Consider the following 23885-nt stretch of genomic DNA (forward strand, 5'->3'; position numbering starts at 1 on the left):
GAAGCAAAAGTTTTTAATTCTTAGCAATATTTCTATTTTTAAGTTAAAATAAGCGGGTATTTTAATCTATAGAACTCATAATGCCTATATCTCATTTATTGTTAGCCTTATTGGTAGTGCTTATTTGGGGAATTAATTTTATATTCGTCAAGTGGGGTCTTGATGAAATGTCTCCCTTATTGCTTTGCGCTCTGAGATTCCTTTTGGCAAGCGTCCCCGCAGTGTTTTTTATAAAACCACCTGCCGTCCCTTTTCGCATTATTGCAGCTTATGGCCTGGTCATGTTTGCATTACAATTTGCTCTGCTGTTTATTGGCATGCAGGTCGGCATGACTCCTGGAATGGCCTCTTTATTAATGCAGGTGCAAGTATTTTTCAGTATCTTTTTTGCCGTAATTTTTATTGGGGAAACACCAACTGTTGGTCAACTGGTTGGCGCCTTGGTTTCATTTTCAGGTATAGGCCTGGTTGCTATGCATTTTGATTCGAACGTGTCGTTCCTGGGGTTTTTATTTATCATGGGTGCCGCTGCTACCTGGGGTATTGGGAACCTGATAACCAAAAAGATAAAAACAACCCATTTAATTTCAGTTATTGTATGGGGCAGTTTTATAGCCTGTTTCCCCATGTTTCTCCTTGCTTTAATATTTGAAGGCCCTAGCAGTTTCAGTTATACCTATGAACATTTAAGTTGGAAGGGTAGTATTTCATTGGCATATATTGTGTATATTTCAACATGGATTGGCTATGGGGTATGGAATTGGCTGATTAGTCGATATCCTGTCGGAATGATCGTTCCTTTTACTTTACTGGTACCCGTAGTCGGAATGCTTAGTTCCATTCTGGTTTTGGGTGAGTCTTTTCAATTATGGAAACTGGAGGCTGGTTTGTTAGTCATCAGTGGACTTTGTATCAACATATTAAGTACTCGCTTCTTTATGGCAAAAACACTTACCGAGACGGCATAAATTCCGATGAGTCAACTTAAAAACATCATTTTATGTGCCGATGATTTTGGCCTGAATAAAGGGGTTTCTCTTGGTATCTTGAAGCTGGTGCGCATGAATCGATTGTCTGCAGTAAGCTGCATGGTGAACGTTCCGGATTTTTCGTTATATGCTAAGGAACTGTTGGTTCTGAACAATCCGGTTCGTACAGGTCTGCATTTTAATCTCACCGAGGGTTCCTTTTTATCGAAACCCGAAAGACCATGTTTTCGTTTAAACGAGTTGATTCTAAGAACCCATACGCGGACTATTAACAAGGCGCAGGTGTTTCATGAATTGAATGCTCAGTTGGAGCATTATGTAACGGTGATGGGTGAGTATCCTGAATTTATAGACGGTCATCAACACGTGCATCAGTTTCCAGTGATCCGCCAAACCATTATTGATTTATACAAGCAACGATCATTAAAAGACAAAGGAGTATTCCTACGATCCACCTATCCCGCTTTAACACTCCCTCAATTTAAAGTGAAATCAGCCATACTGACCCGAACCGGGGGGAAAAAGTTCAATACCCAGTTAAAGCAATTGAACATCCCGCACAACAGTTTTTTTTCGGGAGTGTATGATTTTGCTCCTGACTCAGATTATAGATCTTTGTTTCGTCAATGGTTGGCTCGAGTGCCTTCTAATACCCTAATCATGTGTCATCCGGGCGAGGGTGATGATCCTGCTGATGTGATTTCCTGTACTCGAAAACAAGAAATGAATTATTTTATGAGTGATGACTTTTTGCTTGATTGTGAGGAGCATCACATATCTTTAAATTTAACGACAAGCCCAAAATCTTGAGAGCAAATAGCTGTAGACGGCAACTAATCCTAAAACCAGGATCAGAGCAATTAAATAATTTAATTGAGTAAAACGTAATAATAGAAAATACAGTGATTCATTAAGTATTCCCGCAGAGGCAGCGACCAGAAAAAAATGCGGTAAACTTAATTCCTTTTGATCTTGAAGTCTGGAAAAAGTAAGGTACTTGTGACCCAGAAAACTGATGTTAAAGGCAATCAGGAAGGCAAAGACATTCGCGAGTAGTGGATTTAACTGAACATAAGTAACCAGATTCAGTACGATCAGAATGTGTACGATTGCTGAGGTTGCACCGATACCTGTATAGAAAATCAGTCGATGAGATAATTTAAGAACGGCTGTCATCAAAACTGGAATCCTCATCTACTATATAATGTGGTCTATGTTTTACCTCATCAAAGACACGACCTATGTATTCTCCTACCACTCCTAAAGCAAATAATTGTAACCCGCCAAAAAAGGTTATGGCAGTGACTATGGTTGCCCAACCGGGTGTCTGTATGCCAAATATCAAGGTGCTAGCGATAATCCATGCGGCGTAGAGCAATGCTACTGTGGCGACGCCTATTCCGCCAACAGCTATCATTCTTAAAGGAAAAGCGGTGAATGAGGTAATGCCTGTGATTGCCAGGTCCAGTAAAGAATAAAAACTCCACTGTGAAGTACCTGATTTTCTAGGTTGCACTTCAAAAGGTATGGCAATTTGTTTGAAACCAACCCAACTATATAATCCTTTCATAAAGCGATTGCGCTCTGGCAATTTTTGCAGGGCATTCACAATTTTTCGATCTAGTAATCTAAAATCGCCGGCATTTGCAGGGATATTGATGCGGTTTATTTTGGAAGTAAATTGATAAAATGCTTTTGCACAGGTTCTTTTTAACCAGGATTCGTCGGATCTGTTTTGACGGACGGCATAAACCATATCATAGCCTTGCTCCCATTGATGCACAAATTCGCTTAATAACTCAAGTGGATGTTGAAAGTCGCCATCCATCAGAATAACAGCGTCTCCACGAGCATGATCCAATCCGGCGCTTAGTGCTTTTTCTTTTCCAAAATTACGACTAAAACGAAGATATCGAATGGGAAATTGCGTTCTTAATTGCTGAATGATCGTAAAGGTATTGTCCTGACTGCCATCATCGATAAGGAGCATTTCATAAGGGTAGCTCAACTCCTTTAGTGTTTTATCAAGCGCGGCAACGAATTCTGCAATGACCTCTTCCTCGTTAAATACAGGAACGACACAGGTAATCAGTTTTTTAGGTTGTGTAGTTTTCGACATAGTGATTTTAATGGGTGTACCACTGATATTAAGACAGCGCATATTAACCCAATTTAGGAAGTTGCGTCTACGCTAGCGATAAAATGCAGTCTGGCTTATTTTAGCGTTTACTGCTGATGCACAATGCTTCCCATTGTAGGTCGTGTTGGAGTATTCTAGGTCGAAGTGTTGCTTCATCGAACCGGGAATTTGTGATGCATGAATTATGGTTGTGCAAGAGCATCCTTGAACTCATTACTCAACAGGCTGCTGTGACAAAGTGTGAGCGGGTAAAAACCATTGTTTTGGAGCTTGGCCAGCTCAGTGCCGTTGACCTGGATTCATTGAATTTTAGTTTTAAGGTAATAGCACAGGGGTCTGTTGCGCAAAATGCCGAGTTGCTGGTTATCGATGTTCCTGGTGAAGCAGTGTGTAATGCCTGTCATGCAAAGGTACCTGTAAAAGAATACTACGATGATTGCCCCAGGTGTGGTAGTCATTCATTAAGTATTACTCAGGGTGAAGAGTTACGAATTAAATCCATGGTGGTTGAATAATGTGTGGAATCTGCGGTTGTACTGAAGAAATGGAACAAACTACGGATCATGAGCATCATCACCATGATCATCATGAACTTGATCATCATGTACATGAGGGGCATTTGGTTCAAATCGAACAGAATATTCTGGCAAAAAATAATCAGTACGCTGAAGACAATGAACGTTTTTTTTTGCAAAAAAATATTTTGGCTTTAAATCTGATGTCCAGTCCGGGTTCAGGAAAAACGACTTTGCTTGCCAAAACAATAGGCGACTTGAACACCCTCATTGATATCGCTGTAGTCGTTGGCGATCAACAAACCGATTTCGATGCCAGGAAAATTAAAGACAGTGGTGGAACTGCCATCCAAATCAATACCGGAAAAGTATGTCATCTGGATGCTCACAGGGTTGGGCATGCGGTTGAAGCACTCCCCTTGAAAGAACAATCGATACTCATTATTGAAAATATCGGGAATCTGGTTTGTCCCGCCTTATTTGATTTGGGAGAACACTATAAAATCGTTATTCTTTCAGTTACGGAGGGTGATAATAAACCCCTTAAATATCCCGATATGTTCCATGCTGCGGATTTATTAGTGATCACCAAAACGGATCTTTTGCCCTATGTTGATTTTGATCTGGAGCAATGCAAAGAGTACGCGCGCAGAATAAACCCGGAACTTGAAATCCTGTCACTTTCTACGAAGAATGGAGAGGGGCTGCAAGAGTGGTATGAATGGTTAAACACGAAATTGTCGGGGCTTTCCAGTTTAAAGAAGATGTAGATGGAATCAACAAGGCTGCAGATTACTATTCAAGGCCAGGTCCAGGGTGTTGGTTTTAGGCCTTGTGTGTATCGAATTGCGAAAACACTGGGTTTAACAGGATGGATTCAGAATAATGCCGCTGGTGTGCTCATTGAAATTCAGGGAGGTCAAAGTGCTCAATTTTTAGATGAGTTAAAAAATAATTTACCTCCTTTGGCAAAATTGAGTAATTCTCAGTCACGACTCATTCCATTAATAACAGAGGAAACCGCCTTTGACATTCGGGAGAGTGCACAGGGAAAAGTACATACGATAATTAGTCCGGATACCTGTGTATGCCCCCAATGTCTGAATGAATTATTTGATCCGCAAAGTCATTATTACCACTATCCCTTTTTAAATTGCACTCATTGTGGCCCAAGATATTCTATAACACGCGGTTTACCTTATGACCGGTGTCAAACCGCAATGGATGCATTTCCGCTTTGCGAGACCTGTACTGCTGATTATTTAAATCCTGAAAACAGACGTTATCATGCCCAACCTACAGCATGTGCCGACTGCGGTCCGCAACTGTCTTTATCCATTGATGAGGTGGCGAAAAGAATACACCTTGGAGAGCTGATTGCTTTAAAAGGTCTGGGTGGATATCAGTTAATTTGTGATGCGCGAAATGAATCCAGTATTTTAAAACTTAGAGCAGGTAAAAACAGAGAAGCCAAACCACTGGCACTGATGGTGGCGAACCTTGTAAGCGCTGAAGCTCTGGTTGACATGACGGAACAGGGTAAAACCGTTTTGGAGAGTCGGGAGAGACCCATAGTCTTGTTTGCCAAAAAAAATCAAACGGTACCTGATGGGCTGGCTCCGGGGTTAAATCATCTCGGAGTCATGTTGCCTTATACTCCAATTCATTATCTTTTGTTTCATGCCTTTGCTGGAAAACCTGATGGGTGTCAATGGCTGGATGAGTTTCAAGAACTTATTTTGGTGGTAACCAGCGCCAATTTCGGCGGAGAGCCGTTAATTATTGATGATCATGAAGCCTGGGAAAACCTTTCATCTATAGCGGATAAAGTCGTATCGTATAATCGCCAGATAGTCACCCGAGCTGACGATTCAGTTGTCCATATGTTGAATGATGCTCCCGTTTTTATACGACGCTCCCGAGGATATGTACCCCAGCCCATCCAATTGCCCCGTGTCATTCCTTCAATTTTGGCTGTAGGGGGACATTTAAAAAATACGTTTTGTATTACTCGCGGGGATGAAGCCTTTGTGTCACAACATATTGGGAGCTTGACCAATAAGGCAACGATCGAGTTTTTTCATGAGTCGCTGGAACATTTAATACGCTTTCTGGATGTAGAACCAGAACGTATCGCTCATGACCTGCATCCTGATTTTTATACCACTCGTTTCGCAGAACATTATGGGATTCCAGCTTATGCCATCCAGCATCATCATGCGCATCTTGCTTCAGTAGCTGCAGAGCATCATATTGACGAACCAATTATTGGTTTGGCTTTGGATGGTTATGGATATGGATCCGATGGCGCTGCATGGGGTGGGGAGTTGTTGTTATTGGAAGGAGCTGAATTTACAAGGCTGGGGCATTTAGCCTGCATTCCGCAACCCGGGGGTGAGGTTGCTGCGCGCGAGCCCTGGCGAATGGCGGCAAGTGTTTTGTATCGTTTAGGAAAAGGCTATGAAATTGCAGTGCGCTTTGCTGAACAATCCTCGGCTCAGGCATTACATCTTCTTCTGGAGCAAGGCATTAACTGTCCACTGACCTCAAGTTGTGGGCGTTTATTTGACGCGGTAAGTGCTTTATTGGGTATTCAGACTCTGTCTTTTTATGAGGGTCAGGCACCCATGCGATTGGAAAGTCTGGTAACCGTTCCTCAAATTTTAAAACGAGGTTGGCGGATAAAAGATAATATTTTTGATATGATGCCCACCCTGGACTATTTATCTGATCTTGCCGATCCGATCACAGGAGCCAATGTTTTTCATGGAACCTTAATTGCTGGTCTTGCTGAGTGGATTATAGGAGCCTGTCAGGAGAGAGGACTCGCTAGGGTACTATTAAGTGGCGGTTGTTTTTTAAATAAGATCCTGACGGAGGGATTAACCAATGCGTTAATCAAGTCTGGAATTACTCCGCTGTTCCCACGAAATCTGCCACCTAATGATGGTGGAATTTCATTGGGACAGGCATGGATTACTGGAATAATGTAAGGACAATTTATGTGTTTAGCATTGCCGGCACAAATTACTCAGATTCTTGAAGACGATAGAGCCATTATTAATTTAGGTGGTATTACTAAAGATATTTCAATAGCCTTGGTGAATGAGATTAGCGTGGGGGATTACGTCATTATTCATGCAGGCTATGCGCTCACTCGCCTGGATGAACATGAGGCTCAAAAAACGTTGAGTCTGTTTGCTGAAATGCTCAAGGATCAACCCGTATGAAGTACATTGAAGAGTTCCGTAATGCGGATTATGCAAAAGCCCTTGCTCGTGAAATCGCCGTGTTGGCAGACACTGAACGTCAGTATCAATTGATGGAATTTTGTGGTGGCCATACTCATGCGATTCATCGGTACGGCATACCGGATTTATTGCCGGATAATGTTGAACTGATCCATGGACCCGGTTGTCCCGTCTGTGTTTTACCTATGGCTAGAACCGATAAAGCAATCAGTCTTGCCAGGATGCCTCATGTGATCTTGTGCAGTTACGCGGATATGTTGCGAGTTCCTGGCACGGGTCAACAAAGCCTTTTAACAGCCAAGGCTTCAGGTGCCGATGTCCGGATGATTTATTCTGCAGATGACGCGCTAAGAATCGCTGTGGAAAATCCGCTTAAGGAAGTGGTGTTTTTTGCGATTGGCTTTGAAACCACAACACCTCCAACCGCTTTGGTGATTCAGCAGGCGAAGCAATTAAAGTTAAACAATTTTAGTGTTTTTTGTAATCATGTACTCACTCCTGTTGCGATGGACAGTTTGTTGCAATCCAAGGAGGTGAATCTGGATGGTTTTGTGGGGCCAGCGCATGTCAGCATCGTTATAGGAAGCCAACCCTATGAAGCGGTTTGTTCTGCTTATAAAAAACCAATAGTCATTTCCGGATTTGAACCTTTGGACGTTCTGCATTCCATTTTGATGTTACTTCGACAGATTAATGAAGGTCGATGTGAGGTGGAGATTCAGTATTCACGGGCAGTGAATCGAATGGGAAACAGAGTATCTCAACAGATTATGGCAGAAGTTCTCGAATTAAGAGATCGTTTTGAGTGGAGGGGCCTGGGCTACATTCCCCAAAGCGCTCTGCAAATAAAAGCTCAGTATGCAGAGTTTGATGCAGAACGGCGTTTTGAATTACCTGAAACTGTGGGAGAAGAACACAAGCAATGTCTTTGTGGCGATGTGTTGCGTGGAATTAAAAAGCCAAAGGAGTGTAAATTGTTTGCCAAGGTCTGTATGCCAGAAAATCCACTGGGTTCCTGCATGGTTTCATCGGAGGGAGCCTGTGCCGCAGTTTATGCCTATGGTCGGGTGAATTCACTATGACAAAAGCAGTGCTCAGCAGAACATATCAAGGCCCCAAACTGAATTTTAAGGACGGTGTTATCAATTTAACTCATGGCAGTGGCGGTCGTGCCATGGCTCAGTTAATTGATCACCTGTTTTTACCTGCTTTTAATAATGAGTGGTTAGCGCAAAAAAATGATCAGGCCTGTTTTGCAGTGGCGTCTGGACGTATGGTGATGACTACTGATGCCCATGTCATTTCCCCATTGTTTTTCCCCGGGGGCGATATTGGGTCATTATCAGTGCATGGTACGATTAATGATATTGCGATGTCCGGAGCAAAACCCTTGTATTTGACTGCCAGTTTTATTTTGGAAGAAGGCTTTCCTCTGGCTGATTTAAAAAAAATAGTGGAATCTATGGCCTCTGCCGCAAAAGAGGCGCAGGTTGCCATCATTGCCGGTGATACCAAAGTCGTTGAACGCGGGAAAGGGGATGGTGTTTTTATCACTACGACCGGTATTGGGGTAGTGCCTGAGGGAATTCATATTTCGGGTAACCGTGCACGGCCAGGCGATCGCGTTATAGTCAGTGGTTCTATTGGAGATCATGGTGTTGCCATCATGGCTTATCGAAATAATCTGCAATTTCAAACTCAGGTTCAATCCGATACGGCTTCATTACATGGTTTGGTTTCACAAATGGTACATGCTGTACCGGACATTCATTGTCTGCGTGATCCGACTCGAGGTGGGCTTGCTACAACTTTAAATGAATTGGCACTTCAATCAGAAGCAGGATTTCTCATTGATGAACATAAAATACCCGTTCGTACTGAAGTGGCCAGCGCCTGTGAATTGTTGGGTCTGGATGCGTTATATGTAGCCAATGAAGGAAAACTGGTAGTGATTTGCTCTGCTGCTGATACCGAACTATTATTGGCTTCAATGCGCTCCCATCCTTTGGGTGCGGATGCTGCAGTCATCGGTGAGGTGATTGAGGATCCTCGGCATTTTGTTCAGTTAAAAACAAAATTAGGGGGGACGAGGATAATAGATTGGTTGATTGGGGAGCAATTACCCAGGATTTGCTAGACCTTTTGTTAGTGTACGGTCACTACATCTTATAAGGATTATCCAGATGCATGATACAAGCAGTTATTTTTTACCTCATACCCAATTGCAAGCGTTGTTGGATGCTCTGCAAGGAGCCGGGTATTCCTGTATTGGTCCGCAGGTACGGGATCATGCCATAGTATATGATGTCCTGACACGTGCAGATCAATTGCCCTGGAGTATTCGTGATCATCAAGCTCCAGGGGAATATCGACTGGAACAAATCCCGGAACGTAAAGCTTTTGCCTTTGCCAACGGCCCTCAAGCCATCAAACCTGTTTTATTTAAACCGCAGGAAACCTTATGGACGGTTGTTCGTAATGAAGAGGGGAAATTAAATTTTAAATCACATCATCCTGATGAATTACCGGTCGCGATTATTGGCGCGCGTTCTTGTGATTTAGCCGCGATGCGTATCCAGGACAAAGTATTTATCGAAAGCAGTAAACCTGATCCACGGTACAAGAAGAGAAGAGAGCAATTATTCGTTGTTGCGGTAAACTGTACTTATTCTTCTTCAAATTGTTTCTGTGTTTCGGCAGGTACCGGACCAGAAGTCAGGGATCCTTTTGATATATTAATGACTGAAGTAGATGACGGTTTTGTGATTAAAACGGGCACTGAGCGAGGTCAAGGGATTATTGATTCATTAACCTTAACTAAAGCAAAAAAAGCGCAATGCACGAATGCAGCTGCCAACGTCAAAAATGCTGGAGACATGCAAACAAAAAAGATCCCTTTGGATAATCAACGGGCTTTACGTGATTTATTGTTTGCCAATTTAAATCATCCTCGTTGGGACGATGTTGCAGAACGGTGCTTGTCTTGTGGTAATTGTACTTCGGTATGTCCAACCTGTTTTTGTCATAGTGAGGTAGAAAAGCCGGCTTTGGATGGCACGAGCAGCGAACATCAGCGAGAGTGGGATTCCTGTTTTACTACCGGTCACAGTAACTTGAATGGAACCGTCATCCGGAATGATACTAAAAAACAATATCGTCAGTGGTTAACTCATAAAGTGGGAAGCTGGTTTGATCAATTTGGAACCAGTGGCTGTGTCGGTTGCGGACGATGCGCGACCTGGTGTCCGGTCGGTATTGATATTACAGAAGAACTGGCCGCCATTTCCGGAGAGTCCAACGTGAGGGTTAAAAAAAGTGATTAATACCTGCCCGGATCCTTATTTGCCTTATGAAGTTGAAATAGTTGATAGAGTAGAGGAATCAAACTCTATTTTTTCGTTGCACCTGCGGTTTATTGATAATGAGCTTCATCAACAGTACAGCTTTTATCCTGGGCAGTTCAATATGCTCTATCTCTATGGGGTGGGTGAAGTGGCCATATCTATAGTTTCTGATCCCAAGGAAACGAAGGTACTCACCCATACCATACGTGCTGTTGGCCGAGTGACCAGAGCCTTACAACAATTACGGACTGGTGACAGACTGGGCATTCGCGGGCCTTACGGACGCGGCTGGCCTCTTGAACAGGTTAAAGGAAAAGATGTGGTTGTCCTGACTGGCGGGTTGGGTTGCGCTCCTTCCATTTCAATTATTAATTATATTTTAGCCAGAAGAAAAGAATACGGTCATCTCAGTATTTTGCAGGGGGTGAAGCATAGTGATGATTTCATCTTTCGAAAGCAATACGCCAAATGGCAGAAGTCACCGCACACTGAAGTACATATTGCAGCGGATCAGGCAGGTCCAAAATGGCCATGGAGTGTGGGCTATGTGACTGATATGATAGATAAAATACCGCTTAATCCTGAGCAGACAGTAGCCATGATGTGCGGGCCAGAAATGATGATGCATACAGCGATCAGAGTGCTTACTGGAAAAGGACTTTCCGAAGACCAGATTTTTCTGAGTATGGAGCGAAATATGGAATGCGGGATTGGACAATGCGGACATTGTCAGTACGGTGGACTTTTTGTATGTAAGGACGGCCCTGTATTTGCTTATTCTCAAATTAAAGCTTTATTTAAAGAACCGGGATTTTAATTTTTTAATCGCTTGAGAACCCTATGAAGCCACGTGTTGCTGTACATAAATTTACATCCTGTGATGGATGCCAATTGGCCTTTTTAAATGCAGGAGAAGCATTGCTTACTCTGGCAGAATTGGTGGATATGGTGCATTTCGCTGAAGCAGGTGCCATAGAAGTTGATGCGACAGTAGATATTGCTTTTGTTGAGGGCAGTATTTCGACGCCACATGAAGAAGAACGGATTAAAAAAATCCGGGAACAAAGCAAATACATTATTACTATAGGCTCTTGCGCAACTACTGGAGGAATTCAGGCCTTACGCAATAGCGCTGATGCAACAGAATGGATGTCCAGCGTTTACGCTTCTCCTGATTACATCAAGACCCTGAGTACATCCACTGCTATTTCCCAACATGTTCGTGTTGATTGGGAGTTATGGGGATGTCCGGTTAATGGCAAACAGGTATTAGAAGCCATTCGTTTTCTGCTGTCGAATGCGACTCCGCGGATTAAAAAAGATTCTGAATGCATGGAATGTAAACGTAAGGGTAATGTCTGTGTTTTAATCACTAAAAAACAACCGTGTATGGGGCCGGTAACCCAGTTAGGTTGTGGGTCTCTTTGCCCTACGTTAGGCCGTGCCTGTTATGCCTGTTATGGTCCTAAAGAAAATGCGAATACAACCTCTTTAGGAACTCGGTTTGAGTCCTGGGGAATCAATAAAGAAGCGGTTGCAAGACAGTTTTTACATATTAATAATCAAGCGCCCGCCTTCAATAAAGCGGGCAATTATTTTAAGGGAATTCGGATTATCAATGAGTAATAATATATCGATTAATGTTCCTATTCTGGCACGAGTTGAGGGTGAAGGTGCGCTGGAGCTGCATATTCGCAATAGCGAAATTGAAACATTAAAGTTAAAAATTTATGAACCACCACGATTGTTTGAGAAATTCCTGGAAGGGCGCAGTTACACTGAAGTATTGGATATAGTCGCCCGGATTTGTGGTATTTGTCCTGTAGCGTATCAAATGAGTGCCACTCAGGCGATTGAACAGTGTTTTTCTATACAACCCAGTCCCTGGGTGCGAACCATGCGTCGTTTGTTTTATTGTGGTGAGTGGCTGGAAAGTCACAGCATGCACATTCATTTTTTGGCTTTGCCTGATTTTTTAGGATTTCAATCCGTACCTGAAATGGCAAAACGCTATCCTGAAGAAGTGCGCAGAGGCATGCGTTTGCAGGCCTTTGGCAATGATTTAATCAAATTATTAGGTGGTCGTTCGGTGCATCCGGTTGGCGCGTGTGTCGGTGGTTTTTATAAAGCGCCTTCGCATACAGATATAAAAATAATGCTGGAACAGGCCAGAGAGCGGGTGGCAGATTGTGTTGCATTAATTCAATGGCTTGCAACGCTTGGATTGCCAGACAATTCACATGAATTTACTTCGGTGTCTTTATATCATCCTACTGAATACCCTATGAATGAAGGACGGATTGTTTCTGATCAGGGCTTGAATATCAGTATTGATGAGTTTAATGCGTACTTTACTGAGATCCAGGTGCCTTATTCAACTGCTTTACATTGTTTGTTACAGAACAAGCCTTATTTAGTAGGCCCATTGGCCAGACTTAATAATTGTTTCGGGCATCTTCCCGTACCCATCCATCTGTTGTTACAGAATCTGAATATCCATTTTCCTTCAAGAAACATGTATCACTGCATCATTGCCCGTGCGGTTGAAATTTATTATGCGGTTCTTGAGTCCATACGTATTTTGGAACAGTATGAGCTTCCTGCTTATTCATATCCCGAAGTCATACCACAAGCCGGAGAGGGATTCGGTTGTACGGAGGCACCCAGAGGAATGTTATGGCAGAATTTAAAACTGGATCAAGAGGGTAAGGTCCGTTTCGCGCGAATTGTCCCTCCTACCAGTCAAAATCAGGCGCGTATTGAAGAGGATCTGGGAGTCTCTTTAAGGCAATTTGGTTTGGATAAAGGGGAAGATGAAATAAGGCATTTTAGTGAAATGATTATTCGTAATTACGATCCTTGCATTTCATGCTCCACTCACTTTTTAAAGTTGACCATTAATAGATCATGAAGCGAATAAAAGTTCTTGGGATAGGCTCACCTTTTGGCGATGATCAGGCCGGATGCAAAGTTGCTGAACGTTTAAAACAGAATGATTTGATACGGCGTAATTGCAGTACGGTGCTTATCGAAGCACATGATAGGCCTGGGGTTCGTTTGCTTGAATTAATGAGTCAGGCTAATAGAGTCTTTTTAATCGATGCCATTCAATCAGGTAACCAACCGGGAACCGTTCATCGTTTGATTAATGAAGAGATTTTCGAACTAAACCCTATGCTTTCAACCCATGATATGGGAGTAGCTCAGGCACTCGCCTTAGGACGTAGCCTTGATGAATTGCCTGAACAAATTATTCTGTACGGAATAGAGATAGGTCCTCTGGAATATCATTCTGAACTCTCTAAGTCGGTAGAAAAGGCAATCAATCAAACAGTGGTATTATTGGAAAAGGAACTTTTAAGTACTGTCTCCATGTACTAGCGCCCCTCTCCAACCCCTTTGTTTAAAACCTTGAAAACAAAGAGATTGGTTTTTGTTTCGTAGGGTTTGTAGCGCCTAATGAAGTGGTATACCCAGTTTTTTAGTTGGGTTGAGTGCATTTACATCGCGCATTTCCATTTTCATCGCAATAACAACCGCATCCATGTCCCGGGCAGTCAATTTCGTCTGAAGCTTTTGCACCTTTACAGTCGCTTACATTGCAATCATCGGCAAATACAATGGCTGGGGTAAAAGCTAGTGCTAAAACTAATAACATTGGCCTGATATAAGCATTCATAATAATTACTCCTTTTGGCAATCTTTCAGAAAGAAAACAGATGAAAATACGCCTATTTGCTCTCTTAATATCAAATTATAGATTAAATTTTGGACAGAAATTAATTTAATTTTTGCGAAGCAGCTTGTTTAATATTATTTATCATTAATTGTTCTTCTTTAATGTTGATGGCTCCTAATAATAAACTGAGCGATTGCCTCATCTCATCTTCTGATTGGGATTTTTTAAATTTATCCATAGCCGATAATAAGATTGAAAGGGGATATGCTTCTCGCAAAGCCGGCATAATTTGTGTTTCTTCATCTAACAAATGCTGTAAATAATGAGAAATAAATTCATTGAATGCGAGGTAAAAACTAGTGCCTAAATCATAGCATATTGATTGCTCTTGACTGTCACAGGTTATTCGCAACATCTGTTCCAGTCTCTGTAGTTCCTCTTCTAATCGTTCATGATCTGTTTCAATAGATGCACCTATATTTTTTTCAATCAGGAGTGGATGAATATAGGTATCTTCATGTAGCGAGTGATTTTTTAATAAGCTCGTCAAATCAGAAAATTTCTCGACGAAGGTCGTTCTCTTCTCTCTATCAAAAAAGTCGGTCTGTCCTGCAAGTACAGCAGTATCAAATAGAGATTTTCTAATGGCTTTATGAATCGTGGTATAAAAGCTGAATTTTGGCGTAACCGATCCTAAAGAATAAGTGTTAATAATCCATGCAGCCAAGGTAAAACCAATTTCATGAGGGTAATCTTCAGCGTGATTATAAACGCCTTTACCCAAATAGCAGGGCGTTACAGCACATGCTTGTTGTACGAAGTGTTCAACTGCTTCTTTAGTGAAAAAAGCTGCAGGGTCAGTATAAAAAAATAATTGCGGGATGGTTGTTTTTTTCATCCAGGAGAAATTAGTGTCTACAAGCGTCACGACATCAGCTGGATTATGCTCTATAGGTAATTCCTGGGGTGCTCTCCAGGCAGCTTTTCGTCGTTCTATTGCTAGGAAAGGACTGATGTAATGTGCTTTTTCCTCAGGAGAAAGTTCTCTCATTGATGCATTGACAAAAATGTGCTCAAGAAACATATTTTGATTCACAATAAGATCCCATCCTTCTGAGGAACGGAGTTTTTTAAAGAGATCCTGAGCTGCGGGGTTATTGGGATTAAAATCCTCCCAATTTTTCCAGGAACCCAACATAGGCTCTAAATAACTTAAACCTCTGATGTTGTGTTCATGCTCTCTTGCGTAAGCAATCCCCAGAGATGCGCCCCAACTATGGCCAACAATTAAAATATCCTTTAAATCAAGTAGTTCAATGAATTCGGTAAGATAAGCTAAATGGTCTTTAATACGAAACTCTATATCGGGCGAGTCCGATGTTCCATGACCGATAAGATCAAGCGCTATGCATCGTCCATAACCTCTAAGATGGGGAATAATGTTTCGCCACATGTACGATGAGGATGGCATGCCATGAAGGAATAGGATGGGTTTCCCTTCGCCTTCTTCAATATAATGTAAATTTGACCCCTTAACAGTAATAAATCGGGATTGAAACGGGTAATCTGCACTAATAAATTGATGGTTTTGCATCATGTAATGTCTCCATAAAGTTTAGAAATAGGAATCAGAGAGTTAATAATGCGATAATTGAATTCATTCGTATTGTAAAAATACGACAGCTCATATAGGGCGTGATCTTGAAATGTACTAAGGAATCAATAGAGAGGCTTTTTAACTCATCAGGACTTGGTTAGCGAATTTATGAGCAGATCTGTATAATAGAAATGGTACACGTTTTTAAAACAGGTTGAATTCAAGAGTTTCTGATGCACGTATTACCCATATCCAATATTTTAAATCCCGTGTTGTTTTCTCTAGTAAAAAGTATTGGGATTGACTCCAAAGAAGAGCAGACAGACATCCAACCCTATAGGGTGATGCCTGATTGTTATGTGGTTATGGGCTTTCAATATACGGGTTCTTTATTATTACTCCAGGAGAGTCAGCAAATAAAACTGGGCCGTTGTGGAATCAGTGGACTGCAAACAAAATATAAAGAATATAAACACTCCACCAATGATACAAAAACCCTTTTAATCACCTTTTATCCCTGGGCTGTACCTATTCTCTTTAATGAATGTGCAAGCGCATTGACAAATCAGGCACTTAATTTATCCGATATTTTCGGTACAACCCTTCAAGACATACTTGAAGAGCAGCTTTTATCTTTGCACACTATAGAAGACATTGTGCCGGCATTGGAAGTATTTTTTAGTGGTTTAAATACCAATAAAAATAAACGTGTCGATGAGCACTTTATTAAGCAAATGAAACAAATCATGAATCTTTGTGTGACCAGTAGTGTGAATCATCTAGCGACAGATTTGGGGTACACAAATAGAACCTTGGAAAGACGCTTTAAGGATTATGTTGGTATCAGTCCACAAAAATTTTTGCTCCTCAAGCGATTTCAAACTACTTTAATGCATTTACGGAACGGGAAGAACTGGGAGGAGATTATGGAGTTCAGTAATTATTACGACCAGGCTCACTTTATTCATGAATATAAAGCGTTTTCAGGATTAACTCCTACCCAAATCAAATAATTGCTGGCATTGAGCCACAAGGTCAATACATCATGGCAGTGAAGGAGTCTCTCGACTCCCATCATTGTTTTACGCGCTATTCTATCTGAGGATCAGTACTGGATTTAACTTTATAGAAAATACAATAAAGAGTCGGTACTAAAAACATAGTCAGTATTGTTCCGAATGTTAAACCAAATATGATGGTTACAGCTAAAGAAACCCAAAATACATCTTGCAAAAGGGGTATTACGCCAAGAATGGTCGTTAAAGCGGCATTAACTACTGGCGATAAGCGACTTATTCCCGCCTGAATTACTGCATCATAGGGTTTCATTCCCTGAGCTAAATTAATATTGACCTGATCAAGCAATACCACTGAGTTTTTAATCATCATTCCTGACAAACTCATGGCTCCCAGTAATGCAATAAATCCAAATGATACCCCGGTAATTAATAAACCGGATGTAATACCTATCATGGCAAATGGAATAACGGCGATGATGATAAGCATGGGCCTATAGGCATTAAATAATAGGACTATGATGAGTAGCATGATAATAACGGATGGAAATAATCCCGGCTTTAATGCTTCGGCTGATTCTTTACTGCTTTTGTATTCGCCATCCCAGGTTAACGTATATCCAGGAGGAAGTTTGATTTGTTCAAATTTAGGCAGGATACTTTCTCTCAGCGTGTTTGCGGTAACTCCGTTTGGAGAGCATTGAACTGTAACGGCTCTTTTTCGATCCCAACGCCAGATAATGGGATCAGTCCATTCCAATTTAATACCGTCAGTTACCTGTGATACGGGTACTGTTTTGGTACTTACCTGAGAGTTAATTTGTAATAGAGGAAGATCAATTGCTGCTGTATCTCGTTCAGACTGCGGTTGGCGCAATAATATGGGAATTAAATCGTCCTGTTCACGATAAAGACCTACAACAATACCATCACTGGCTCTGGAAAGTGTTTGCGCCAAATCCAGCCGTGAAATATTGGCCCAACGTGCACGTTCCTGTTGATATAACGGGACAATTTGCAGTACACGTTCCCGCCAATCTGTTCTTACATCTATGGTGTTGGGATTGGCTTTTAAAATTGCTACGGCTTCATCGGCCAGCTGCCGCAATACAGCGGGAGAAGCATTTGCTGGTCCGCTAAATCGTGCAGCTATTTTCCAGTTATTAAACGCTCCAACAGCATATTTTCTTACTCTGACCATAGATTGTGGAAAGGTTGTTTTATTCCACGCAGGCAGGGTAGTTATCAGTTTGTCTACTTCAGCCATGCTTTTTACGTTGACAATGAGTTGAGCATAAGATGAATAGGGGAACTCGGATTCAACCGGCAGGTAAAAACGAGGCGGTCCTTGACCAATAAAAGTGCTGACACTAGCCACTCCCGGATCAGCTAAGAGTTTTTTTTCCAGTTTTTGAACATCTGATGAAACTGCTTGGATTCGCGTGCCTTCAGGCGCCCAATAATCAATCATTACTTGCAGACGCGATGAGTCTGGAAAGTAGGTAATAGGGACGTATTTAAATCCAAAAATTGAAATGATTAATAAAGCACACATCGATAATGTAAATGTCAGACGGTAATGGACTGCAAATTGAAGTAATCTTTTGTACGATTTATAAAATCTGCTGTTGTATTCATTATCCGAGTTTAATTGTTGTTTTGGCGGAGTAATGAATAATAGACACAGAAGCGGAGTCGCTGTTTGCGATAGTACCCAACTGAATATCAAGGCAACAGCAATAACAGTAAATAAACTACCAGCATATTCTCCAGTGTCATAGCTGGAGGAAAAAATGGGATAAAACGCCATACAGGCAACAATAGTTGCACCTAAAAGAGGCCATGCTGAAATTTGAGCAGCATTGACTGCAGCTTGTTCTTTTTCTTCACCCTGTCTCAAGCGGCTCGTATAACCATCGACTACAACTATGGCATTATCAACCATCATACCCATGGCAATGATTAACGCTCCTAAGGATACTCGCTGCAGATCAATGACCAGGATTTGCATCACAATGAACGTTCCTAATATTGCTAAAATCAACCCTGAAATACCAATAATCATCCCTGCTCTGAGTCCCATGGTGAACGCCAGGACAAACAGCACAATGATAATTGCCTCAAGCAGATTGATGAGAAACGCATTGATAGATTCCGCAACAATGTCGGATTGCCATGAAATTTTGTGGACTTCTATTCCTCTGGGCATGTGTACTTGCAGAGTATCAATTTTTTTACTGATCTCCTCACCCACTTGTATGGCATTTACTCCGGATAGTGGCGCCAAAGCAATACCAATAGCTGGTAAACCGTTATAACGCATCAGTTGTTGAGGTGGGTCGATGTACCCTTCTTTAACAAGAGCAAAATCACGAATTCTGATGATTTCATCACTTTTTTGAGGGGCATGAGCTTTTAATTGAGGAATTATGGACAGATCCCCTATTGCATCTACGGTGGAAAATTCACCTGTTGGTACTATCCTCATGCGTTGATATTGATAGTCTACCTGACCTGAATCGACGACCTGGTTTTGTAGTTTTAATGTTCTCTCCAAATCCGCAATGGTTATTCCTAATTGAGAAAACTGGGTATTTGAGATATCAAGATAGACTCTTTTTTGTTGAACCCCCCATAAGTCAACTCGCGCAACCCCTTTAACTACACTTAATTCTTTTTGAAGTGCTTTGGTGAGTGTTTCTAATTGAGCGTAACTGTATCCATCTGAAGTAACTGCGAGTAAAAAACCAAATACATAACCGAAATCATCGCCAACAATTGGTGTTTCAGCACCAGGAGGTAAACGATCTTTGATGTCATCAATTTTTTTTCTCATGGTGTCCCAGACCTGTGGCAAACGGTCTGACCAGTATTCATTTTTTATATTGACTTTGATGATGGATAATCCGGCTCTTGAGATGGAAGAAATGTCCTTAACCTCAGACATTTCCTGAATTTTTTTTTCAATAAGATCAGTGACTTCCAATTCTACTTGTTCTGCGTTTGCACCAGGGTAATGGGTGGTTATGGTTGCTGTTTTTACTGTGAATTCCGGGTCTTCCAGACGACCCAGATTAAAAAAGCAGATAGTCCCCGAAATGGTTAACAAAATTATAATAAAAGAAGTTACAACTTGATTTTTAATGGCATAACCCGCGAGTGAAAACATATTTTAATTACCCGGTTGATTTAAAATGGTGACTTTTTCACCCTCATCCAGACTATGTACGCCTGCTGTAACCACCCAATCATCAGGATTTAATCCACTGAGAACAGTAACTCCGGTTGGACTTAGCTCGCCAATTTGAACTTGTCGTCTGTGTACCTGAAAGGTTTTACTGTCAATTATCCAGACATAGCTCTTGTTATCAGAGCCCAGAGTAACCAATGCCGAAACTGGAACTGTAATGAGATTGTTTGTTGCTGTTTTATATTCAACACTACCTGTTGCTTTACCCGCCATCCCCGGCAATATCTCTATGTCTTTAGGTTGTTTCATGGCCAAGGTTACTGGGTACGTTCGCGTGTCTGGGGAGGCCTCATTACTGATTTCTTTAATTTGAGCGGGGATCTTATATGTTGGAAAGGCATCAAATTGAACGACTATATTCTGCACTTGAGGAATAAGACTTATTAAATTTTCCGGTATCTGGATAACCATCTCAATCTCGGTTGTATCAAGAAGTCGTGCTATTGCTTGTTGGGTGGATACACTCTGATAATTTTCAACGTATAAGTTGGCAATTTTTCCATTGAACGGTGCTTTAATTATCGTGTCTCTCAGAGCTTTTTCTGCCAGATCCAGATTTGCTTGAGCAATGGCTAATTTGGATTCAAGCAAATCATAATCTACCTGAGAAATATTACCTTTTTGAATGAGTTGTTTGGCGCGCAGGAAATTTTTTTCATCTCGCATAAACTCAGCCTTGGCGGAGTTCAGTTTGACCTCAAATTCTTTAGGATCAAGTCGAGCTATTAAGGTATCTGTTTTTACTTTGTCACCGACATGTACTGGTAATTCAATTAATGTTCCACTGACATTAAACGCTAAATTGACTTCCTGAGTCGCTGTAGCTCTGCCTGGAAAAGAGCGTCCGTTAAAATTTTTTGAACTGCCTACCTGAATAGCCTGTACGGGTCTGGCTTGAATTATCTCATTTTTTTTTGATGTATCGCCACAAGAGATAAGGAGACTTCCTGTAACCATGCACAAACAATAAAAACTGATTGCAGAAACAGAAGTTTTATTCATAACGATCATCCTTTGATGTTCAAGTGATCGGCAACATAACGTCCAACCAGTTGTCCAATAATTACCGCCAGGTAACTTTGTCCAGTGAATGCTTCGAGCCAAACAACCGTTTGTGCTATAGGTTTAAGCGGTACTATTTCACCGAATCCAACCGTTGTTAGAGAGATGAAAGAAAAATACATGGCCTGCGCCTCATGTTGTGTTTGTAATCCAGAAAAAGACATTGGGCTAACCCATTCAATGAATAGATAAATATATGCAAAAACAAAGCCAATAAATAAATAGGTTGATAAAGAACCAAACAAAGTTGTTACACTAATTGTTTTATCCTGTAAGGTAAAATAAAGACAGAAGGAGGTCATCAGAATAAAAAAAGCAATAATGACTAAAAGCTTTAATGCGTAGATCGTGGCTTCATCCCAATAAAGGGTCATAAGGAGTAATATAATCTCTACAGAAACGAGTATACTGATTAAAAAGATTAACAATCTATGCTTTTGCCCAATAATTAAAAGGCTTGAAGCAATCAGAACGGCAAAAACAACATCAGTTCGTTCAAACCAACCCAATTGTGAATTTATTGCTTTAAATAGGCAAAACACTATTAAAATGATAAATAAGGCAAGAAATCGATAACGAGTGAGTAGGTTAATCATGTCGTTCCTTGACGTGATACATCATATTCTATATTAAAAACTCTACAACCATTAGTAGATAGTAGTCAAATTAACCCACCCTATTATTTGAGCAAAATACTCATATATCAACTTACAATATGGTATCCACTATCTATGTATATGGTATCTCCAGTAATATTTTTAGCATAATTGCTGGCAAGGAAAACCAACATGGCTCCAACATCATTGATATCAATAAGGGTTTTTAAAGGGGATTTTTCTTTAGCCTGTTCTATTAACTTGTCAAATTGCTCCAGTCCTGATGCGGCTCTGGTTTTAAGGGGGCCGGGTGACAGTGCGACAACCCTTATTTGCCGGGGACCTAACTCAACTGCCAAATAACGTACAGATGCTTCCAATGCTGCTTTGATTGGTCCCATCAGATTATAATGTTCAACAACCTTTTCAGAACCATAGAATGACATGGCGAACAGTGTTCCTCCATTGTTCATCAAGGGTTTAGCCAGATTAGCCATGCGAATAAAAGAATGACAGGAAATATCCATTGCCAGAAGGAAGCCCTCTTTGGAGCAGTCAACCAAGGAACCTTGCAAATCCTGTTTTGGGGCATAGGCAATTGAATGAACTACGATATCAATGTGCCCCCATTTTTTCTGGATTAGCTTGAACAGTTCTTCCAAATCATCATTTTTAGTGACATCGCAATGAGTGTAAATTGACGAGGTCAGTTCTTTAGCTATTGGGTCAACAAATGGCTTGGCTTTATCATTTAGATAAGTTATGGCCAATTCAGCACCTGCAGCTTTTAACATACGTGCACAACCATAGGCTATTGAGTGTTCATTGGCTATTCCTAGTACCAAAGCTCTTTTTCCGGACAATAAAGAAGTATCCATAATATGTACCTAGTGACTCAGGGTCCTAGTTATTAATTATAGAATAACTGCGGCTTTGTACCTGAATTATTTGTGAGAATTTAAATTGCGTAAATTTTGACTATACTCTATATACCTTAAATTACATCGTTCCTGGCCTGATTTATTGACGCAGCTATTTTTAAGGACTCTATCCATGTTGCATAATCCTTTAGATAATCGCTCTCTTTATAATTGGTATGATTTAACAATGAGGGCTATCCAACCTTATTCTGATTACAGTCTCATTCTGTCAAAACGGTTTAGACGAATAGCTGACACCATGAATTTACCTGTGAATATTCCATTTTTACCCGATTTTCAAAAGGAATTAATTAAATCGTTTATGCAATCAAATATTAAAAACATTAGAGAGATAAACGGTTATTTTTATGTCTTTCATATGATGACCAACATTTATGAAAAACCAGCCTTTGATATTAAAGAAATTAAAATTGGGGATGAATATTATGATGTTTATGAAGAAACAATAGATCGTAAAGGATTTTGTGATTTATTGCGATTTAATAAAAGAGGTATTACCACCTTAACATTACCCAAATTGTTATTAGTAGCCCCTATGTCAGGTCATCATGCCACGTTGTTAAGAGATACTGTGAAAGCTCTATTACCTTTTTATGATGTATATATCACTGATTGGAAAAATGCCAGAGATGTACCTTTAACTGAAGGGTCGTTTGATTTAAATGATTATATTGATTATGTCATGTCGTATTTTAAACTTTTAGGCCCTGATCTCAATGTCATGGCAATATGCCAGCCGACTGTTCCTGTATTGGCTGCTATAGCTTTAATGTCAACCGATAATGATTCTGCTCTGCCGCGTTGTGCGATCTTGTTAGGTGGCCCTATTGATACCAGCCAATCTCCTACCGCTGTTAATGAACTGGCGGTCTCCAGAGGTGATGACTGGTTTCAGCAAAATGTTATCTCCATGGTACCCACTCGTTTTCCCGGAGCAATGCGACTGGTCTATCCAGGATTTATGCAATTGTCAGGTTTCATGAGTATGAATATTCAAAAGCATATGGAGTCATTAAAAAAAGCCATTGATAATTATGCTGAAAATAAACGAGAAGAAGCATTTAAAACCGTTCGATTTTATCTTGAGTATTTCTCAACCATGGATTTAACAGCAGAATTTTATATGCAAACCATCAATACTGTTTTTCAGGAGCAACTCTTAGTCAAAGGAAGATATAAATCGAAAGGTAAAGACATCCGATTGCAGGACATTAAAAATACTTCAATTTTAATCATTGAAGGTGAAAAGGACGATATAACGGGAATTGGGCAAACCAAGTCAGTAATTGAACTGTGTAAAAATCTACCTCAGAGCATGAAAAAATATTATTTGGCGAAGGGCGTTGGTCATTATGGATTATTTAATGGCAGTAAATTTCGTCAGACTATTATTCCTGAAATTAATTCATTTATTGAACAGCATTCAAAATTTAAGATGGATAATGCAATGAAGGGAAGAAAAAAAACTCGACGCCAGCCTGATAATAAAGATTAGTATTTGGGCA

General features: G+C 40.8%; 23 protein-coding genes. 15 read left to right on the forward strand and 8 right to left on the reverse strand.

All coding sequences use genetic code 11. The annotated features are described in order from the left end of the window. Positions 1–80 precede the first annotated feature (80 nt). A complete protein-coding gene (locus IZU94_RS00285; RefSeq protein WP_203107248.1) occupies positions 81–968 on the forward strand; it encodes an EamA family transporter in 888 nt (295 codons plus the stop codon). Between the two features lie 6 nt (positions 969–974). Further along, positions 975–1799 carry a ChbG/HpnK family deacetylase gene (locus IZU94_RS00290; RefSeq protein ID WP_203107249.1) on the forward strand — a complete coding sequence of 275 codons (825 nt, stop codon included), beginning with the start codon at positions 975–977 and terminating at the stop codon, positions 1797–1799. Here IZU94_RS00290 and IZU94_RS00295 read toward each other — a convergent pair. Then, positions 1776–2165: a GtrA family protein gene (locus tag IZU94_RS00295; protein WP_203107251.1), complete on the reverse strand. Its 390-nt coding sequence runs from the start codon at positions 2163–2165 to the stop codon at positions 1776–1778. The genes IZU94_RS00290 and IZU94_RS00295 overlap by 24 nt on opposite strands. Next, positions 2149–3108 carry a glycosyltransferase family 2 protein gene (locus IZU94_RS00300; protein ID WP_203107253.1) on the reverse strand — a complete coding sequence of 320 codons (960 nt, stop codon included), beginning with the start codon at positions 3106–3108 and terminating at the stop codon, positions 2149–2151. Before IZU94_RS00300 ends, IZU94_RS00295 begins: the two co-directional genes overlap by 17 nt. A 194-nt stretch (positions 3109–3302) precedes the next feature. Here IZU94_RS00300 and hypA point away from each other — a divergent pair, with 194 nt between their 5' ends. From hypA to IZU94_RS00355, 11 genes are read left to right on the forward strand one after another with little or no spacing between them, the layout of a single operon-like run. Then, the gene (hypA, locus tag IZU94_RS00305) at positions 3303–3644 is read left to right on the forward strand and encodes a hydrogenase maturation nickel metallochaperone HypA (protein WP_203107255.1); all 342 of its coding nucleotides are present in this window, start codon (positions 3303–3305) and stop codon (positions 3642–3644) included. Further along, positions 3644–4414, forward strand: coding sequence for a hydrogenase nickel incorporation protein HypB (hypB, locus tag IZU94_RS00310; RefSeq protein WP_203107257.1), 771 nt, complete (start codon positions 3644–3646; stop codon positions 4412–4414). The genes hypA and hypB overlap by 1 nt, the downstream gene beginning before the upstream one ends. Continuing rightward, a complete protein-coding gene (gene hypF / locus IZU94_RS00315; protein ID WP_203107259.1) occupies positions 4415–6637 on the forward strand; it encodes a carbamoyltransferase HypF in 2223 nt (740 codons plus the stop codon). It abuts the gene before it with no gap. A 9-nt stretch (positions 6638–6646) separates the two neighbouring features. Beyond that, a complete protein-coding gene (locus IZU94_RS00320; protein WP_203107261.1) occupies positions 6647–6874 on the forward strand; it encodes a HypC/HybG/HupF family hydrogenase formation chaperone in 228 nt (75 codons plus the stop codon). Then, positions 6871–7977: a hydrogenase formation protein HypD gene (hypD, locus tag IZU94_RS00325; RefSeq protein WP_203107263.1), complete on the forward strand. Its 1107-nt coding sequence runs from the start codon at positions 6871–6873 to the stop codon at positions 7975–7977. The genes IZU94_RS00320 and hypD overlap by 4 nt, the downstream gene beginning before the upstream one ends. After that, the gene (hypE, locus tag IZU94_RS00330; RefSeq protein ID WP_203107265.1) at positions 7974–9032 is read left to right on the forward strand and encodes a hydrogenase expression/formation protein HypE; all 1059 of its coding nucleotides are present in this window, start codon (positions 7974–7976) and stop codon (positions 9030–9032) included. The genes hypD and hypE overlap by 4 nt, the downstream gene beginning before the upstream one ends. Positions 9033–9078: 46 nt before the next feature. Beyond that, positions 9079–10218 carry a 4Fe-4S dicluster domain-containing protein gene (locus IZU94_RS00335; protein ID WP_203107267.1) on the forward strand — a complete coding sequence of 380 codons (1140 nt, stop codon included), beginning with the start codon at positions 9079–9081 and terminating at the stop codon, positions 10216–10218. Beyond that, on the forward strand, positions 10211–11056 hold the full coding sequence (locus IZU94_RS00340) for an FAD/NAD(P)-binding protein (RefSeq protein WP_203107269.1): 846 nt from the start codon (positions 10211–10213) through the stop codon (positions 11054–11056). The genes IZU94_RS00335 and IZU94_RS00340 overlap by 8 nt, the downstream gene beginning before the upstream one ends. A 23-nt stretch (positions 11057–11079) precedes the next feature. Next, entirely contained in the window at positions 11080–11865 is a 786-nt protein-coding gene (locus tag IZU94_RS00345) for an NADH-quinone oxidoreductase subunit B family protein (protein ID WP_203107271.1), read from the forward strand. Next, positions 11858–13150 (forward strand): Ni/Fe hydrogenase subunit alpha, encoded by a 1293-nt coding sequence (locus IZU94_RS00350; RefSeq protein ID WP_203107273.1) that lies wholly within the window; start codon positions 11858–11860, stop codon positions 13148–13150. The genes IZU94_RS00345 and IZU94_RS00350 overlap by 8 nt, the downstream gene beginning before the upstream one ends. Beyond that, a complete protein-coding gene (locus IZU94_RS00355; protein ID WP_203107275.1) occupies positions 13147–13620 on the forward strand; it encodes a hydrogenase maturation protease in 474 nt (157 codons plus the stop codon). Before IZU94_RS00350 ends, IZU94_RS00355 begins: the two co-directional genes overlap by 4 nt. Before the next feature lie 100 nt (positions 13621–13720). On the opposite strand, the gene IZU94_RS00360 is transcribed toward IZU94_RS00355, so the two are convergent. Continuing rightward, the gene (locus IZU94_RS00360) at positions 13721–13918 is read right to left on the reverse strand and encodes a hypothetical protein (RefSeq protein ID WP_203107277.1); all 198 of its coding nucleotides are present in this window, start codon (positions 13916–13918) and stop codon (positions 13721–13723) included. A gap of 100 nt (positions 13919–14018) precedes the next feature. Then, complete coding sequence (locus IZU94_RS00365; RefSeq protein ID WP_203107279.1) at positions 14019–15515, reverse strand: haloalkane dehalogenase; 1497 nt, start codon at positions 15513–15515, stop codon at positions 14019–14021. 233 nt (positions 15516–15748) lie between these two features. Here IZU94_RS00365 and IZU94_RS00370 point away from each other — a divergent pair, with 233 nt between their 5' ends. Beyond that, complete coding sequence (locus tag IZU94_RS00370) at positions 15749–16528, forward strand: helix-turn-helix domain-containing protein (RefSeq protein WP_203107281.1); 780 nt, start codon at positions 15749–15751, stop codon at positions 16526–16528. Positions 16529–16604: 76 nt separating this feature from the next. Here IZU94_RS00370 and IZU94_RS00375 read toward each other — a convergent pair whose 3' ends face one another. From IZU94_RS00375 to fabI, 4 genes are all read right to left on the reverse strand, one after another. Then, a complete protein-coding gene (locus tag IZU94_RS00375) occupies positions 16605–19700 on the reverse strand; it encodes an efflux RND transporter permease subunit (RefSeq protein WP_203107283.1) in 3096 nt (1031 codons plus the stop codon). Positions 19701–19703: 3 nt separating this feature from the next. After that, positions 19704–20783, reverse strand: a complete 1080-nt coding sequence (locus IZU94_RS00380; protein ID WP_203107285.1) for an efflux RND transporter periplasmic adaptor subunit — start codon at positions 20781–20783, stop codon at positions 19704–19706. 5 nt (positions 20784–20788) lie between these two features. Beyond that, on the reverse strand, positions 20789–21439 hold the full coding sequence (locus IZU94_RS00385; protein WP_203107287.1) for an ion channel: 651 nt from the start codon (positions 21437–21439) through the stop codon (positions 20789–20791). Positions 21440–21546: 107 nt separating this feature from the next. Then, entirely contained in the window at positions 21547–22317 is a 771-nt protein-coding gene (fabI, locus tag IZU94_RS00390) for an enoyl-ACP reductase FabI (RefSeq protein ID WP_203107289.1), read from the reverse strand. Positions 22318–22492: 175 nt separating this feature from the next. Between fabI and phaZ the strand changes: the two genes are divergently transcribed. After that, positions 22493–23875: a polyhydroxyalkanoate depolymerase gene (phaZ, locus tag IZU94_RS00395; RefSeq protein WP_203107291.1), complete on the forward strand. Its 1383-nt coding sequence runs from the start codon at positions 22493–22495 to the stop codon at positions 23873–23875. Positions 23876–23885 lie beyond the last annotated feature (10 nt).

The sequence above is a fragment of the Legionella bononiensis genome (assembly GCF_016786215.1).
Classification (GTDB): Bacteria; Pseudomonadota; Gammaproteobacteria; order Legionellales; family Legionellaceae; genus Legionella; species Legionella bononiensis.